We start from the raw sequence: 13,938 nt of genomic DNA on the forward strand, positions 1-13,938 counted from the left end.
ACTGCAAACCCCGTACCCGATGCCGTTTTCATGACGTCACGACCCGTCATGCTGCAGGAAGGGCCTGGCTCGGAGCCTGCGCGGTTCCGTCACACAAGAGGGAACTGGGCAACTCTTGCCGACCGTCTTCCGAGGACCCGACCCCGGCCGCCGTCGGTTCCCCTTGCTGCCGGTATTCACGCAACTTGTTGCGCAGCGTCCTGATGCTGATGCCCAACACTTTGGCTGCGTGGGTTCGATTTCCGTTCATTTTGGCGAGGGTCTTAAAAATCAGCTCGCGCTCCATCTCCCATAAGGACCCTTCGTTTGCAACATCCACCGCGCCGAACGCGCCGCCTGACGGAGCCGGCGGCAACGTCGCCTGAGAGGCTGCATTGGAACTGCCGACCGCCGGCGTCACCTGACTGACGCCGGCGCCCTGGCTCTCGTCAAACTGGAAATGTTCGGGCTGAATCGTGCCGGCGGACGCCATGAGCACCGCCCGCTCCACGACATTCTCGAGTTCGCGGACGTTGCCTTTCCAGGGCCGCGCACAAATCACCGCCGCCGCAGCCTCCGATAGGACGGGTACCGGCAACCCGTTGCGGGCCGCGGCCGCCTCCACAAAGTGTCGGGCCAGGACCGGAATGTCAGGCCGGCGTTCCCGGAGGGGGGGCAGCAAGATCGGGAACACGTTCAGCCGGTAATAAAGGTCTTCGCGAAAACGCCCCCGGTCCACCTCGGCCCGCAAGGACCGATTCGTCGTCGCGATCACCCGGATGTCCACGTGCACCGGCTCGCGCCCGCCGATCCGGTCCACTTCCCGCTCCTGCAGCACGCGGAGGAGCTTGGCCTGCAACCCCAGATCCATCTCGCTGATTTCATCCAGCAGGAGCGTGCCGGTATGGGCCATTTCGAATTTGCCCAGCTTCCGTACTAGCGCGCCGGTAAAGGCGCCCCGTTCGTGTCCGAAGAGCTCGCTTTCCAGCAACCCGTCCGGCAAGGCCGCGCAGTTGACCGCGATGAACGGACGGTGGGCGCGCGGGCTCCGGCTGTGGATGAACCGCGCCAGCAATTCCTTGCCGGTGCCGCTCTCCCCGTGGATCAGCACGGTGGCCTGGCTCATGGCCACCACCTCGGCCATGCCCAGCAGCCGCACCATGCCCGGATCCTCGGTGAGGATCGAGCGAGCAGGCCACCGTCCGGCCTCCTGGCCCGGCGCAGGGTCGGCCCCCGCTTCTTCCAATCGGGCCAGCACCCGTTCAAGCGCCTCGGTAGCAAAGGGTTTGAGGAGATAATCGCTGGCTCCGTGCTTCATGGCTTCCACCGCGGTCTCCACCGTGCCATAGGCGGTCATCACCACAACAGCCGTGCCCGGCGACCGTTTTTTAATTTCCTTGAGGACCTCGATGCCGCCCAAACGTGGCATCTTCATGTCGGTCAGTACCAGCCAGGGCTTGCACTGCGCGAGCCGTTCGATCGCCTCCCGGCCGTCGACGGCGTGGGAGACGCCGAACCCGTTGCGGCGCAAGGACTCCGTCAAAGCCAGCCGCATGGACGGCTCGTCATCCACGACCAGAACCGACCGGGCTTCGCGGCTCCCCGCACAGGAGCGCTGCGTTGACATCCCTAACATGGTGCCTCCTCTCGAAAGATAAGAGCTGTCAGCTCTCAGTCATCAGCTTCTTCTCCGAGGCTGATCGCTGAAAGCTGACGGCCGACGGCTCTGCATTCTCCGGCTGCGGCAAAATCACCGAAAACGTACTGCCGCGCCCGACGTCGCTCTCGACTTCCACCCGCCCACGATGTCCTTCGACGATGGCATGCACGATCGCCAGCCCCAGCCCGGTTCCTTCCTCCTTGGTGGTAAAGAAGGGGTCGAAAAGGCGCGAGCGATGATCGGGCCGGATGCCGTCCCCCTGGTCCGACACCGACAGACGCACGACCGGCTGCCCACTGGCCGCCTCCTTGTCCGGTCCGGCCTTCAGCGTGAGCACGCCGCCGCCCGGCATGGCCTGCGCGGCGTTGAGAATCAGATTGACCAGTACCTGCTTGAGCTGCCCCCCGTCGCACCAGAGGGTCGGTATCGCCGGGTCCAGATAAACCTGCACCGCCATGTTGCCGCGCAGGGTCGCGTGCTGCGCCAGCGCCAACGCCTCCTGGACCAGCAGGTCCGTCCGATGCCAACCGGCTTTCGGACCATTCGGCTTCGTGCAGACAAGCAGGTTGGACAAGAGCCGGTCCATGGCTTCGACCGCCTTCGAGATATGCTCGGCATATTGGCGGCGCTCCGGATCGTCCCGCAAATCCCTCCTGAGCAGGGAGGCAAAGAGTTCCACGCTGCCGAGCGGGTTCCGAATTTCATGCGCGATACGCCCCACCATTTCGCCCATCGAGGCCAGCCGGTCCCGCCGCTGCAGCCGCTCTTCGAGCCGCCGGACCGCCGAAATGTCGTGCAGGAGGAGGATCGCGCCGGTCGCCTCTCCCGCGCTGTTCCGCAACACGGCCCGTGACAAGGACAGAGGGATGCCGTTCGGCGCGATCGGGTGCCCGCCTCCGTCGGGCAGGTACTCCGCCAGCACCGCCGAGATCGGCCGCCCGAACAGCCGGTTCCGCGACAGCCCCAGCAGCATCTCCGCGGAGCGGTTGCAGCGGACGATCGCCCCGGTCCCGTCGGCCACGATCACGCCCGTCGTCAGCGATTCCAGAATCGCCGAGAGATGGCTCCGCATCTCTTCATTCTCTTTGAGGTTGAGGCGAAGCGCCTCATTGCTGGCCGCCAGTTCCAGGTCCATCCGCTCCAGCCGCGCGGTCAGGGTCTGGTAGGACTCCTGAAGCGTCGTCGCCGCCTGATCGAAACTCCGGAAGGCATCTTGCAGCAGGTCGAGTTCGCAGGCGCCAGCAGGACCGTGCTCTGCCATCTTACGACCCTCCCGTCTTCGTCGCCGCCAGATCCGCCTGCATCGAGGCGGCCAGACGAGCGAGCAGTTCATCGGTCGTCAATTGATTCAACTCCTTGAGCAGCTTGCGCGCCTCCGGCCGGTGGCCTTGAGTACGCCACACTCTGGCCAACTGGATGCGGATCCAGTCGGTCTGGGCGGCATCGGGCGAGGCGCGCAAGGCCTGCCAGTAACGGGTGACGGCGTCGTCATACCGCCGGGATGCTTGCAACAAGTCCGCGTACTGGATCAGCGCGGCCACGCCGGACTGGCGCCCTAGCACTCCGGCCCGCTCCATGTCCGCATAGATGCGCAGCGCCTCGTCGGCTTGGCCGATGTCCACCAGCGCCTGGGCCAACATGACCCGGGCTTCCTGGCGGGCCGGATCGACGGGAAAGAGCGCAAGCCAGCGACGGAGGACACGCACCACCGTCTCGTCGTTCCTGAGTCCATGGTGGACACGGGCGAGACTCAGCAGGGCTTCGGCCCTCCGATGCCCCAAGGGATGTTGCAATCGGTATCGTTCGAACACTTGACGGGCCGCCACGAAATCGTCCTGATCCAGATAGGCTTGTCCCAGGTGAAACAGGGCCTCTTCCCGGGTCGGCCCGTCGGTCGACACGCGAAGCAAGTACTGGCAGAGCCGCACCGCCTCGGACGTGAACCCGATGCGACGATACACCGCGACCGCCTGCAGAATGGTATCCTGGTCGGCGAAAATCAGTTCATCCGGTCCCCAGAGCGGATAAAACAAGGTAATGCTTTGTAGGTCGTCCGCATGCTTGAGCGCCTCTTTGAGCTGGGGCAGAAGCAACACCGAAAGGCGACGCCCCGCTGCGGTCGGCCAGGGATCGTCGGCCACCCGCCCCGTCCGCAAGACCAACTCGCGGTACGCAGCCATCGCCCGCGCCTGATCCGGCAGGGCTTCGTAATGTTCGCCGAGGCGAAAGAGCGCCTCACTTCCGGCTACGTCGTCCGCCTTCGCATCCGCCACCTCACGGAGCGCCTTGCCGCGCTGCGTCGCATCCAAATTCGGGGTCGGACCGATCTGGAACAGCGCCTCCACGCTGGACCGGACTAGATGTTGCGCATCGCCGGTCGCCTGCTCGAGTCCCAATTCCGCCAGCCGCACCAGCCCGAGACTGGCCCCCGGCGTATCGGGATACCGGGTGATCGCCTCCGCGTAGAACCGGACTGCGCGCGCGGGAGTCCCCTGATGATGGAAGGCATCCCCGATCGTCACAAGGGCCAGCGGCGCCTGCGCCGACCGTGGATAAAGGTTGTAGAACAGCATCGCCCACCGGCTGACCTGGCCCCACTGTCCGGCTCGCCGGGCATTTTCGATCGCGTGCAGGAGGGACAGCGGACGCCCTTTGAAAAACTCAGGCCATTGCCGATCGACCGTTTCATAGAGCGGCTGTGCGGACGGAAACTGTTGCTTGGCATGCAGGAGGTCCGCCAGCGCAAGCGTGCCGTACCGGCGGATTTCGTCATCGGTTGACTGCCCGCTGAGGCGTTTGAGAATGCGCTCGGCCTCCGGCCAACGTTGTTCGGCCCCATAGGTGGCTGCGAGCCCCAACCAGGCTCGATCTGCGTCTGCTCCCACCGACAAGGCGGCCGCACCTTGCTCGTAGGCCGCCTGCGCCTCTACTCGCATGTCCATGCCAGCGTAGAGGTCGCCGATGCGCCAGTACGCACGTTCGGCGTTGGAAGTTTGTGGAAAATCGCGGATGATCCGGCGATAGGCGTCAATTGCAGCCTGCCCTCGTTGCTCCGTCGGAGGGCCTGCGACAAACAGCTCTGCGAGGAAGGCTTGTGTCGTATCGGCCAGGGGACTCTCTGGCTCCTGCGCCAGAAGTTGATGAAAGGAGGCTTCGGCCTCAGGCCAAGCCTGTCTGGTATACGCCATCAGACCCTGCACGAACAGCGGGCTGGTCGGCCCATCCCGTCGGCGATCATACCGAGGCCCGGCATCGGGCAGATCGGGAAACCAAGGCACCAACGGAACCGGGGCCGCCGTTTCCGAAGAGCCGACGGCCTGATCCGACTGCACTCCCTTCTGCCGAGGCTGAGGCAAGGGAGCCGTTTCCTGCTTCGGCACCTCCGGTGCCGTTGACTTGGCTGGGTCGTGCGACTCTGGCTCAGCGGAAGGCCCAGACCCAAACGACGGCGAGGCCCCCGGGATTCCCAGGAGAGCCGCGGCGACCACAATATGCACCAGTGAAGGATGCGGTTCCACGAACCCTAGGCTCAGCAACTTCTATGCCGGTGAGTGCGGGCAAATGCGGAACAGGAAGCGCTGAAGTTTTGAAGGGTTAGCTGCGCGGATTTCGAGAGTCCAGCGCCCTGGTCAAGGCAGAAGTCAATTCAACGGATGGATGGAAGCATTGTTGTCAACGAGTTGACGGCACTATTAAATAGGAAATGATGAACGAGGAATGATGAATGGAGGGAAACGCAAGAGAAGTGATGCAGGGTGAGCGTACAACGATGAGAGGTCGCTTTCCTTACTGCATCATTTATCCCTCATCGTTCATCGTTGGGCTGCAATATCCGGCTCAGGCACAGGGCACTCCGGCGACTTTCGTTTCGAGCCCCTTGCGTTTCAGTTTCTCCACCAGAGTCGTCCGGTTGAGATGGAGGAGCTGGGCCGCCTTGCTGGTTACCCCGTTCGTCTGTCTCAACGCCTCAAGAATCAAGCGATTCTCGTATTGCTCCAGCTCTTTCACGAGATCCACACCGGACCCGTTGAAGTCCACCGGGCCGTCTGTTGGCCGTGCACAGGATGGAACCGGTCGGGACTGGCGAATCTTCTCCGGGAGGTCCGCCACGGTGAGAGTGCCGGTTTTCTTCAAGATTGTCAGCCGTTCGATCAAATTTTCCAGCTCCCGGATATTCCCCGGCCATCCATATTGTGACAACGTTTCCACTGCGGCCCCATCCATGTCGCATACCGTCGTGCCCTTGGCTTCGTTAAACTGTCTCAGAAAATGATCGATCAGGAGAGGCACGTCTGCCCGACGGTCGCGCAACGGCGGCATCATCACGGGAATCACGTTCAGCCGATAGTAGAGGTCCTGCCGGAAACGCTTTTCATGAACCGCCGACTCCAGATCTTGATTCGTCGCGGAGATGATGCGCACATCCACCCGGACGGTCTTGCTTCCGCCCACTCGCTCAAAGGCCCGTTCCTGCAAGGCGCGTAATAGTTTCACCTGCAAGGGTTGGCTCATTTCCCCCACTTCGTCGAGGAACAGGGTCCCGCCGTGCGCCAGTTCGAACCGTCCCATCCGGGTCGTAATCGCACCGGTGAACGCGCCCTTTTCATGTCCGAACAATTCCGATTCGAGTAAATTCTCGGGAATGGCCCCGCAATTCACAGGCACGAAGGGCCGATCCCGCCGCAAGCTATTGTAATGAAGCATGCGCGCGACCAATTCCTTGCCGGTCCCGCTTTCCCCTTGGATCAACACCGTACTGTCGCTATCAGCCACCTTGTCGATGAAGTCGTGCAGTTCCCGCATGGCTTCACTGGTTCCGACCATGGACTTGGTGCGGAATTTTTCCCGGACCGCCTTTCGCAATAGCAGATTCTCCTGGCGAAGTTGTTGAAATTCCAAAGCCTTGCGAATGGCCATGGAAACGGCATCGAACTGGACGGGCTTGGTAATGAAATCATAGGCCCCGGCTTTCATGGCTTTCACTGCCTGTTCGATCGTGCCGTAGCCGGTCATGACGATACAGGCAATCTGAGCGTTGACTTGCATCACACGCTCCAGGATTTCCAGCCCATCCATGCCCGGCAGCCGCAGGTCCGTCAGCACCACCTGAGTCGGTTCGTCTTTGGCCGCTTGGACGGCAGCGTGGCCATCAGCCACAGCCGTCACCTGATATCCCTCCTCCACTAAAAAGTCACGCAAGGTCTCACGGACCGCCGATTCGTCATCCACGATAACGATGTGCGCGTGGCTCATGGGGCTCCCTTCTTCCCTAGGAAAGCATGAGGGCAGATCGAACCGTCAACAACTTGACACCAACTGATCGGTTGACACCCATTACGGCCGGTTGAGTCATGGGGATTATCTGATTCCATCTCCGAGGGTGAAACGCGGCGGCTGCGAGAAAACATTCTACGGGTATCATTGAATCTCCGAGCTCTGGCAAGCTCTTGAGTCTTCATGACCACCGTGGGAGGGTAACAGAGTTGATGAAAAGAAAAATCCCGCGCATGATGCCTCTCTACTTCTCTGCCGTCAAGACCCTATTTTTTGAAGGAGAGGGATGTGCAGATGTCATGCCTAAATGCTATGCCCAACTCTCCATGAGGCGCACCTTCAACACCTGAGCGAGCCCAGTCGCACTCTTCAATTTTCAATATCAATTCTTCCTCCAAAGACACAAGCAGTTATGATGGGCAATGAGAAATCAAATTGGAAGAGATTAGGCCGGAACGCTGGATGGTTATCGAGACATCAACAGGAAATTAACATTTACCCACACAATCCACCGCGTCAAAATTTTTAACATGAAACAACGGTCGATTTGCGAAGAGACACTCGGATGAGGCACAGACGAGGGCCGTCGTGCAACGCAAGAGTAAATGGGCGTGCTTACTGAGGACTCTGTGCAGCCGCAGGAAACGGACGAGTGCCGCCTTGTTGCTCAGACACACCGACCGCGCCGATCAAGTTAAGCGCCGGCACATCTTTGATCAGCCTGAACTGGATGCGAAGCTTGAGCAGATGCGACTCGCGAGCGCCTTTGATCTCAGGGACTTGCGACTGATTGGCCTGGACAGATCCATCCTTGGATCGTCCAGCCCCATCGTCCGGACGGGTGGCGGCCCACAGTTGGACCGCTTGTCTCACCGACGAGACAGCCACTTGATCGAATTCCACATCCCCCGACAGCTTCGCCAGGCGAAGCCCCTCCAACAGACCGGGACTCTCACGGTCCATCATGGCCGTGACGACTGCGGTCCGCTCGTTGCCTGGCAAGTAGCCGCGCCCCCATCCGCGCTCCGTGATCGGCGGACTCCAGGCCTGTTCCAACTCTGTCCGCAAGGCCTGGATCCCGGCTCCCTCCGGCTCCGTTACCGGCAAGCCAGGCCTGGGCCGGTTCCGGCCTGGTTCCGGCTTCCCCTCGTCCGGATCGGACACTTCCAACCGCAGCGTCATACGCTCATGCGGGACGGCATCAACCGTGACCTTCGCTCCGCGGACCCCCGCCACTTGTTCGGGCGTCAACCCCATAAACCGCGCTTCAGAGGCTAAGACCAATTCACTGGCAATCCGAACCCGCTGTTCATCCAGCGGCGACACCCAGGTTCCCAATTGCCAAGCGCGCCAATTTGAATAGATTGCAATGGTCCGTCCTTCCGAGGAAAGGAGCCGAAGATATATCCGGCGAGGACTGCCGAGTTGTTTGGTAAACTCACGGTTCAGGTCTGGGCGAGACGACAACAGGACATCCATCCCGGCACCCTCCGACCTCCCAGCCGGACCGCCAGGCTTGCGTTGGATTATTCCTCCCAAAGCCTGCGTGGATTCCACCAAGGCGTCTACGGCGGACGCGGCCAACCGGAAGCGGACCGGCACTCGAAGCAGTACCGACCCATCGGGAGCCAGTTCGGACCGAACCGCCCCGACCTCCGCGTCGAGACCGGACCCGGTCAACCGCTCCACCAACCGGCTGACCATACGCCGATCCCCACCGACCGCGCCATCCGCCTGGCTCGTCCGGAGCAAGTCCGCCCCGGAGAGGCTTTTGACGGTCTTGGCATAGTTGGCACGAGCGGATGGATTCGAGGGGTCGGCGGCCACGGCCCGTTCGAATTCTTCCAATGCCTGGAACAGTTTGCCCTCTCGGCTGTGTAATTCCCCCGCATCGTTGGCTTTGGCCGCTTGCACCAGATTCTGGCCCTCCCCCTCCGCAACCGCCCGATGTCCGCCGGCGGGAATGAGTTCGACGACCTTCGCCACAAGGGTCCTGGCCGTGGAGGACACGTCGCTCGCAGGCCCTTGGGCGCTGGCCGTGCCCAGGATGATTCCCTGCTCGACGCCCATCAACTGGGCATCGATGCGCACCTGGCCGTCGACGTGGCTGACGCTGCCGCTCACAAGAACCGTGGCTCCGGTCATACGTCCGACTCGAACGGTCGACTCATCCGCCACCCGGCCGGACAGTTGAAAGGCCTGCTCCCGAAAAACCTCTTCGAGTCGCTCGCGCTGCACCACCACCAGGGAAGGGTTCCGGGCGAATTCCGCGACGAGCATGTCCACCATGCCCTTGCTCAGCCAGGCCAGGTCCGGAACCTTCGTCCGATCCTCGAAATAGAGCACGGACAGGACCAGCGACGAAGGAAACTTGGCGCCGGCCGCAGCCTGGGCCGTGGCGGATGGCGCCGCGCCGGACTGGGATTTGCCCGCTGCGCCGGGAACCGATGAAGCAGGCGGTCCAGAATGCGTCGCGCAGGATGCCTGAGCCAGCAACAAGACCGACAGCACCGCCGGCAAGAGGATCCTCATCCAACATGCTCCTTCCAATCTTGTGCAGACGCCGGATGATCCGCCTTCCACTGCTCGTTCAATCCATAGAGGAAAAAGAGGATTTCGGCCACGGCCTGGTACAACTCCGACGGAATACATTGGTCCAAGTCCAATTGCATGAGCAGCTCGACGAGGTCCCGGTCTTCTTTAATGGGCACCCCGGCGCGGCGCGCTTCGCGAATGATCTGCTCGGCCAACTCCCCGCGCCCCTGGGCCGTCACCCGCGGCGACGGCCGCTCGGACGGCAGATATTCCAGCGCCACAGCGGATTGACGTCGTGATGGTGGCACCCTTCCTCCTCGACATGCGACGTGATCAGGCTTTTCTACTCACCAGGCTGACGCGTGGCACCGCACGGGCCCGCACATCGTCTCCCCGTACCTGTTGCGGCTCGCCCACATCTGCCGCCAGCACATCCACCTGATAGCCCTTGGCGGACAAAGACGTATTCAAGGCCGGCAGATAGCCGGCCACCCGCTGCCGCACTTCCGGATGATCCAGCAAGAATCGCGCCGAGAGCCGCTTGCCGGTCAGCAACGTATCCACCCGGAGCGCGCCGAGACCGTCCAACTCGAGAAGTGTGACCACATTATAAGAACGTGCCTGGTCCTGGCTCCCTCTTCCACCTGCAGTCCGTTCCTCCACATAGATCCGCGCCTGTCCCCCGTTGGCGAAGGGAAGCTCGAAGAGAATCGGCTGGCCCGCCTGCCCATTGAGCACAGCCAGGACCTGCGTCCGCTCAATGAGCGTCAACACCTGCTGCGCGTCCCGAATCCAGCCGCCCCTGCCCGATCCCTCCGGTTCACTGTTCCCGGATAAAGAGGATGCGCCGGACGGCTTGGCCGACTCATCATCCTGACCGACCAATCCGGCCTGGGCAAGGGAGGGCAATCTCGCGGGCAGGGCCACCGGTCCCCCCTTCCCCGCTTGGGGCTGGCTATCGGTACGCAAGCCCGCCTCTCCCTGAGGCGTAGCAGGTTGGGACTGAGAGTTCTGGCCTGCCGTCGCCGACAACTGCGCCTCGGGGTCCTGCGCATGCCCGGGTAAGGCCTGGACAGGCACAGGATCTGCCGAGGACTTTTCTGGCCCGGTGGTCGGCGACTGGAGGGGCAGCAGAGGCAAGACAGACACAGGCCGCTCGGCTTGCAACAGGACCTCCGCCTCAGCCTGAGACGGAGAGGAAAGTCCTTCCGTCGCACGAACAGCAGCCCGCTGATCCGATGGAAAAGACTCCGATCCCGTCACCTCTTGTCGGCCTGCGGCATTGGAGAAGGGCACCGGTGCCTGGCCTCGGACCAAGGCCACATCGTAGAGAGGAGAGGCCGGCACCGCCGTGAAGGGCGTCGGCCCAACCGATCGTTCAGGCGGAACAGCAGCAGGAGAGGAAGACAGCGCCTCAGGCCCATCCTGGGCGACCTCCGCAAGCAAGGTCATGAGCAAGGCCTTGAGGTTCGGCGCCGCGCCTTGCCCGGTCACCGTGCCGGTCCGGCCCCAGTCAGCCAGGAGGGTTGACTCGTGCTGGACACCCAGCGCGAGCAGGGCACCGCGGATACGATCGCCGGCCAATGGCCCATCAAGTTGTTCGGGAGCGACCAGGATCTGCTGCGCCAGCGCCTGAAACCGGGCGAGCGATTGCGGCGCAAGATCCCTGCGCTCGGCGGCCGCCGTGAGCGACGCAGCCAGTTTCGCCAGACCGGAAGCCAGCGGCTCATCCGTTGGCAAGAGTGTTTTCAGAAGCGCGGCAATCTGAGTGGACTGAACGGCCTGAGTGCCCTGAGCGGCCGCACCAAGCCCTCCGAGGCTGATCGCAGCCGCCCGATCGGCGGCAAGGGCACCCGCCTGGATCGCGGACGAAATCTGCCGCGGCTGATCCAACCGCAACAGGACCTGCCCGTCCCGCAACTCGACGTGGGCCTCCACCACCTGCCCCACGGATAAACTCCCGACCAGGGAGGCAGCGCGGAGCGTAACGCCTTTGAGCAGGAGCAACAACGAGCCGTCGTCCTGGACGTTCAGGACCGTGGCCCGGACCGCTTCGCCAGGTGTCAGCAACGATTCCAGGCTCGTCCGGTCAACGGACCGAAGCAGGTCGGATAGAATCAGCGAAGGTTGAACAGAAAGTGGCAGCATGGTCGAGCAGGCCGTGAAGTGCCATCACGGTATCGGCTGCTCGACCGAAAAACTTGAGAGGGGGAAACGATTCAGGCAGGTCCATATATGGTGGTGTCGGAACGAAAACTGGAACGAACAGCTCGGGATAAGGCAGCTAGTTCTTAGCGTCCCCCAGCGGCCCTCCAAGCACCTTCGCCTGCCAGTCGGCCAAGGCATGAACCAGTTCATGGGCCAGGTCGGCCCGCCGCTTCTTGATCGGTCGGGACTTATCCAGATAAATCGTCTGGTCTTCGACCACCCAACTCGCCATCACCCCGTTTCCGAGATGTTCTTCCAATTCCTTCCGAGGAACCTGCTTAATCATCACCCGATAACCAAAAGGCAAATCCACATGTTCGGGGATCGGATGTCGTTTGAGCGAGCGCAGCATCGTGGGCCATGGTCCTTCTGTGAGAACGCCGGGCGGCGGCGAGAGTCAATCGACAATTCCTATGCGTTGATTGTTGCCGCACCGGCCTCGAGAGTCAAGGGCGCGCTAAGTCGCTGTTTTCATTGCCCCGGATTCAAACATAGCACAACCCCATCCTTGGCTGCAGCGCAAGCACCTTTCAGGAGAGAACGGCAAAGCAAATTCCAAACAGTAGGGAAGAGGGTATGACCGTTTTTCTCAACTGCGCGGAATTTGGCGTGGAGCCAGGACTCGAACCGGGACGCCCCGTTCGGAGCATCCGCATGTGGCTTCGTCAGGGCTTGGGACGCTCAAGCAATCGGACGCCGCGCTTGAGGAGTTCGGGGCTTTCCAGCAGTTGAGGGACTTGCTCGTTATTGAATTCCCGCCTGGCAGTACGCTCCACCAGCGGCTTCACATAATCGAAAAGCTCGTTCAATCCAATATCGCCGCTTTGGCCCCGGTCCGCTTCACCGCGTAACCCTTTGAGCAGGAAATAGGTCAAGAGCCCGTGCTTCTTTTCATCGTAGGTACTGGAGACTTGCTCGCCCGAACTCGCGGCAAGCACCGCCGTCTTTCCGCCGGCCAGGACCGGATTCTCGATAGACAGCACCATCGGCCTCATCCCTTTGGCAATCACCGACCGGCCGCCCGCACCGGAGAAACAGGAATCGAGCACCACGACGATTTCCTTCGCCGGCAGCTTGCCCAGACGATCATAGAGCCGATCCAGGGGATAGGCGGTCTGTTCCACAAAGCTCGGGTCACCGTCATAGGGCACCAGATAGGCTTTTCCCGTTTTCGGATTGGGCGCTCCGTGCCCTGAGAAATAGACAAAGACCGAGTCTCCCTTTTCGACCCGATTCGGCAGCCAGCCCTCGAAATACTTTTCCAGGTCCGTCTTCGCTGCGTTGTCGTTCAGCAGCAGAGCGATGTTTTCCTCGGGATAGCCCAAGACCTTGCTCAGATAGTCCGCCATCACGCGGGCATCGTTGGCCGCATAGTCGGCTTGGGGAAGCTTCTTCCTGTATTGCTCGATGCCAATGACCACGGCATGACGATTCTTGCTTGTTTTGACGCCGCCAACGGGAGGACTATCAAGATCAGAGCTGCCCGCGAAGGGCGGCGCCGCGGATGCGGGCAGTGGTTGACTAACGACCCCACTTGGTTCCCGCCTGATGGATCGGGCGTACTGACGCAGCTTGGCTGAATTGGTCATCGAACCGGCCATCTCTCGAAAGAGTCCGGCCATAAGATATTGAAAGCCCTGCCCGGCTTCGCCTGGAAAGTGAGAGTTCACTGCCATATTCCCGTAGAGGATCCGGCGTGCCGCATGGAACGGCGTTTCCTTCAGCAGCACTGTCCCCTCGCGATCGGTGACCGTCGCCGTCAGATCAACAGACGCATAGAAGTCCGGGCTGCCATTGGCGGTGACAAAGGCACCGATGATAATGACGTACAAGATCGCCGTTTCGACGTCATGGCAGTCTTGCGTAAAGCCGATCCGCGGAGCGGTCAATTCGATGTAGAGGTCATAGTGGCCGGCAGCCGACGCCTTGTCCGTGACCAGATCGACGCTTTCAAAGCCCTGCGCCAGAGTCACCACACCGGCCTTGGCTAAGGCCTCTTGAGGAAAGAGTGTGACCGAGGCTGAGCTGGCGTACATCGGACAAGAAAAGACCGGGCTCGTGACAGGCTGTCGAAACGACTCGGGGACGATCAGCGCAACCCTGAGGGGCAGCGGTTGGACCTCATCGGGCAGTGGCAGCCTGGTATTCTCTGCGCTTGTCGCTTGGAAATTGAGGGTCGAGCAGGCGGCCAATACCAGGGCAACGGCCAGAACCGATATGCAGCCGGTGGCACGGGAGACTTGCTGGCCGAGAATCATGATGATCCTCCAACCCGGTGAGGG

At 61.8% G+C, this 13,938-nt stretch carries 9 protein-coding genes; all 9 read right to left on the reverse strand.

The features are described 5' to 3' along the window. Window positions 1–46: 46 nt before the first annotated feature. On the reverse strand, window positions 47–1,615 hold the full coding sequence (locus EPO61_07420; GenBank protein TAJ08733.1) for a sigma-54-dependent Fis family transcriptional regulator: 1,569 nt from the start codon (window positions 1,613–1,615) through the stop codon (window positions 47–49). A 28-nt stretch (window positions 1,616–1,643) separates the two neighbouring features. Then, window positions 1,644–2,972, reverse strand: coding sequence for a PAS domain-containing protein (locus EPO61_07425; GenBank protein TAJ08734.1), 1,329 nt, complete (start codon window positions 2,970–2,972; stop codon window positions 1,644–1,646). Further along, complete coding sequence (locus EPO61_07430) at window positions 2,902–5,019, reverse strand: tetratricopeptide repeat protein (protein TAJ08735.1); 2,118 nt, start codon at window positions 5,017–5,019, stop codon at window positions 2,902–2,904. Before EPO61_07430 ends, EPO61_07425 begins: the two co-directional genes overlap by 71 nt. A 457-nt stretch (window positions 5,020–5,476) precedes the next feature. Then, complete coding sequence (locus tag EPO61_07435; GenBank protein TAJ08736.1) at window positions 5,477–6,892, reverse strand: sigma-54-dependent Fis family transcriptional regulator; 1,416 nt, start codon at window positions 6,890–6,892, stop codon at window positions 5,477–5,479. 636 nt (window positions 6,893–7,528) lie between these two features. Next, window positions 7,529–9,565, reverse strand: coding sequence for a hypothetical protein (locus EPO61_07440; GenBank protein TAJ08737.1), 2,037 nt, complete (start codon window positions 9,563–9,565; stop codon window positions 7,529–7,531). Further along, on the reverse strand, window positions 9,442–9,756 hold the full coding sequence (locus tag EPO61_07445) for a hypothetical protein (protein TAJ08738.1): 315 nt from the start codon (window positions 9,754–9,756) through the stop codon (window positions 9,442–9,444). Before EPO61_07445 ends, EPO61_07440 begins: the two co-directional genes overlap by 124 nt. 25 nt (window positions 9,757–9,781) lie before the next feature. Further along, entirely contained in the window at window positions 9,782–11,596 is a 1,815-nt protein-coding gene (locus tag EPO61_07450; GenBank protein TAJ08739.1) for a flagellar hook-length control protein FliK, read from the reverse strand. Between the two features lie 136 nt (window positions 11,597–11,732). Continuing rightward, window positions 11,733–12,008, reverse strand: a complete 276-nt coding sequence (locus EPO61_07455; GenBank protein ID TAJ08740.1) for a hypothetical protein — start codon at window positions 12,006–12,008, stop codon at window positions 11,733–11,735. A 313-nt stretch (window positions 12,009–12,321) separates the two neighbouring features. Further along, entirely contained in the window at window positions 12,322–13,692 is a 1,371-nt protein-coding gene (locus EPO61_07460) for a caspase family protein (GenBank protein TAJ08999.1), read from the reverse strand. Between the last annotated feature and the right edge of the window lie 246 nt (window positions 13,693–13,938).

This window comes from Nitrospirota bacterium, assembly GCA_004296885.1.
Classification (GTDB): domain Bacteria; phylum Nitrospirota; class Nitrospiria; order Nitrospirales; family Nitrospiraceae; genus SYGV01.

Bases quoted from the DNA above. Each gene is read 5' to 3' on its own strand.
- EPO61_07440 (TAJ08737.1), bottom strand. From the start codon at position 9,565: ATGTATTCCGTCGGAGTTGTACCAGGCCGTGGCCGAAATCCTCTTTTT.
- EPO61_07460 (TAJ08999.1), bottom strand. From the start codon at position 13,692: ATGTACGCCAGCTCAGCCTCGGTCACACTCTTTCCTCAAGAGGCCTTA.
- EPO61_07455 (TAJ08740.1), bottom strand. From the start codon at position 12,008: ATGCTGCGCTCGCTCAAACGACATCCGATCCCCGAACATGTGGATTTG.
- EPO61_07425 (TAJ08734.1), bottom strand. From the start codon at position 2,972: ATGAACTGCTCGCTCGTCTGGCCGCCTCGATGCAGGCGGATCTGGCGG.
- EPO61_07420 (TAJ08733.1), bottom strand. From the start codon at position 1,615: ATGTTAGGGATGTCAACGCAGCGCTCCTGTGCGGGGAGCCGCGAAGCC.
- EPO61_07435 (TAJ08736.1), bottom strand. From the start codon at position 6,892: ATGAGCCACGCGCACATCGTTATCGTGGATGACGAATCGGCGGTCCGT.
- EPO61_07450 (TAJ08739.1), bottom strand. From the start codon at position 11,596: ATGCTGCCACTTTCTGTTCAACCTTCGCTGATTCTATCCGACCTGCTT.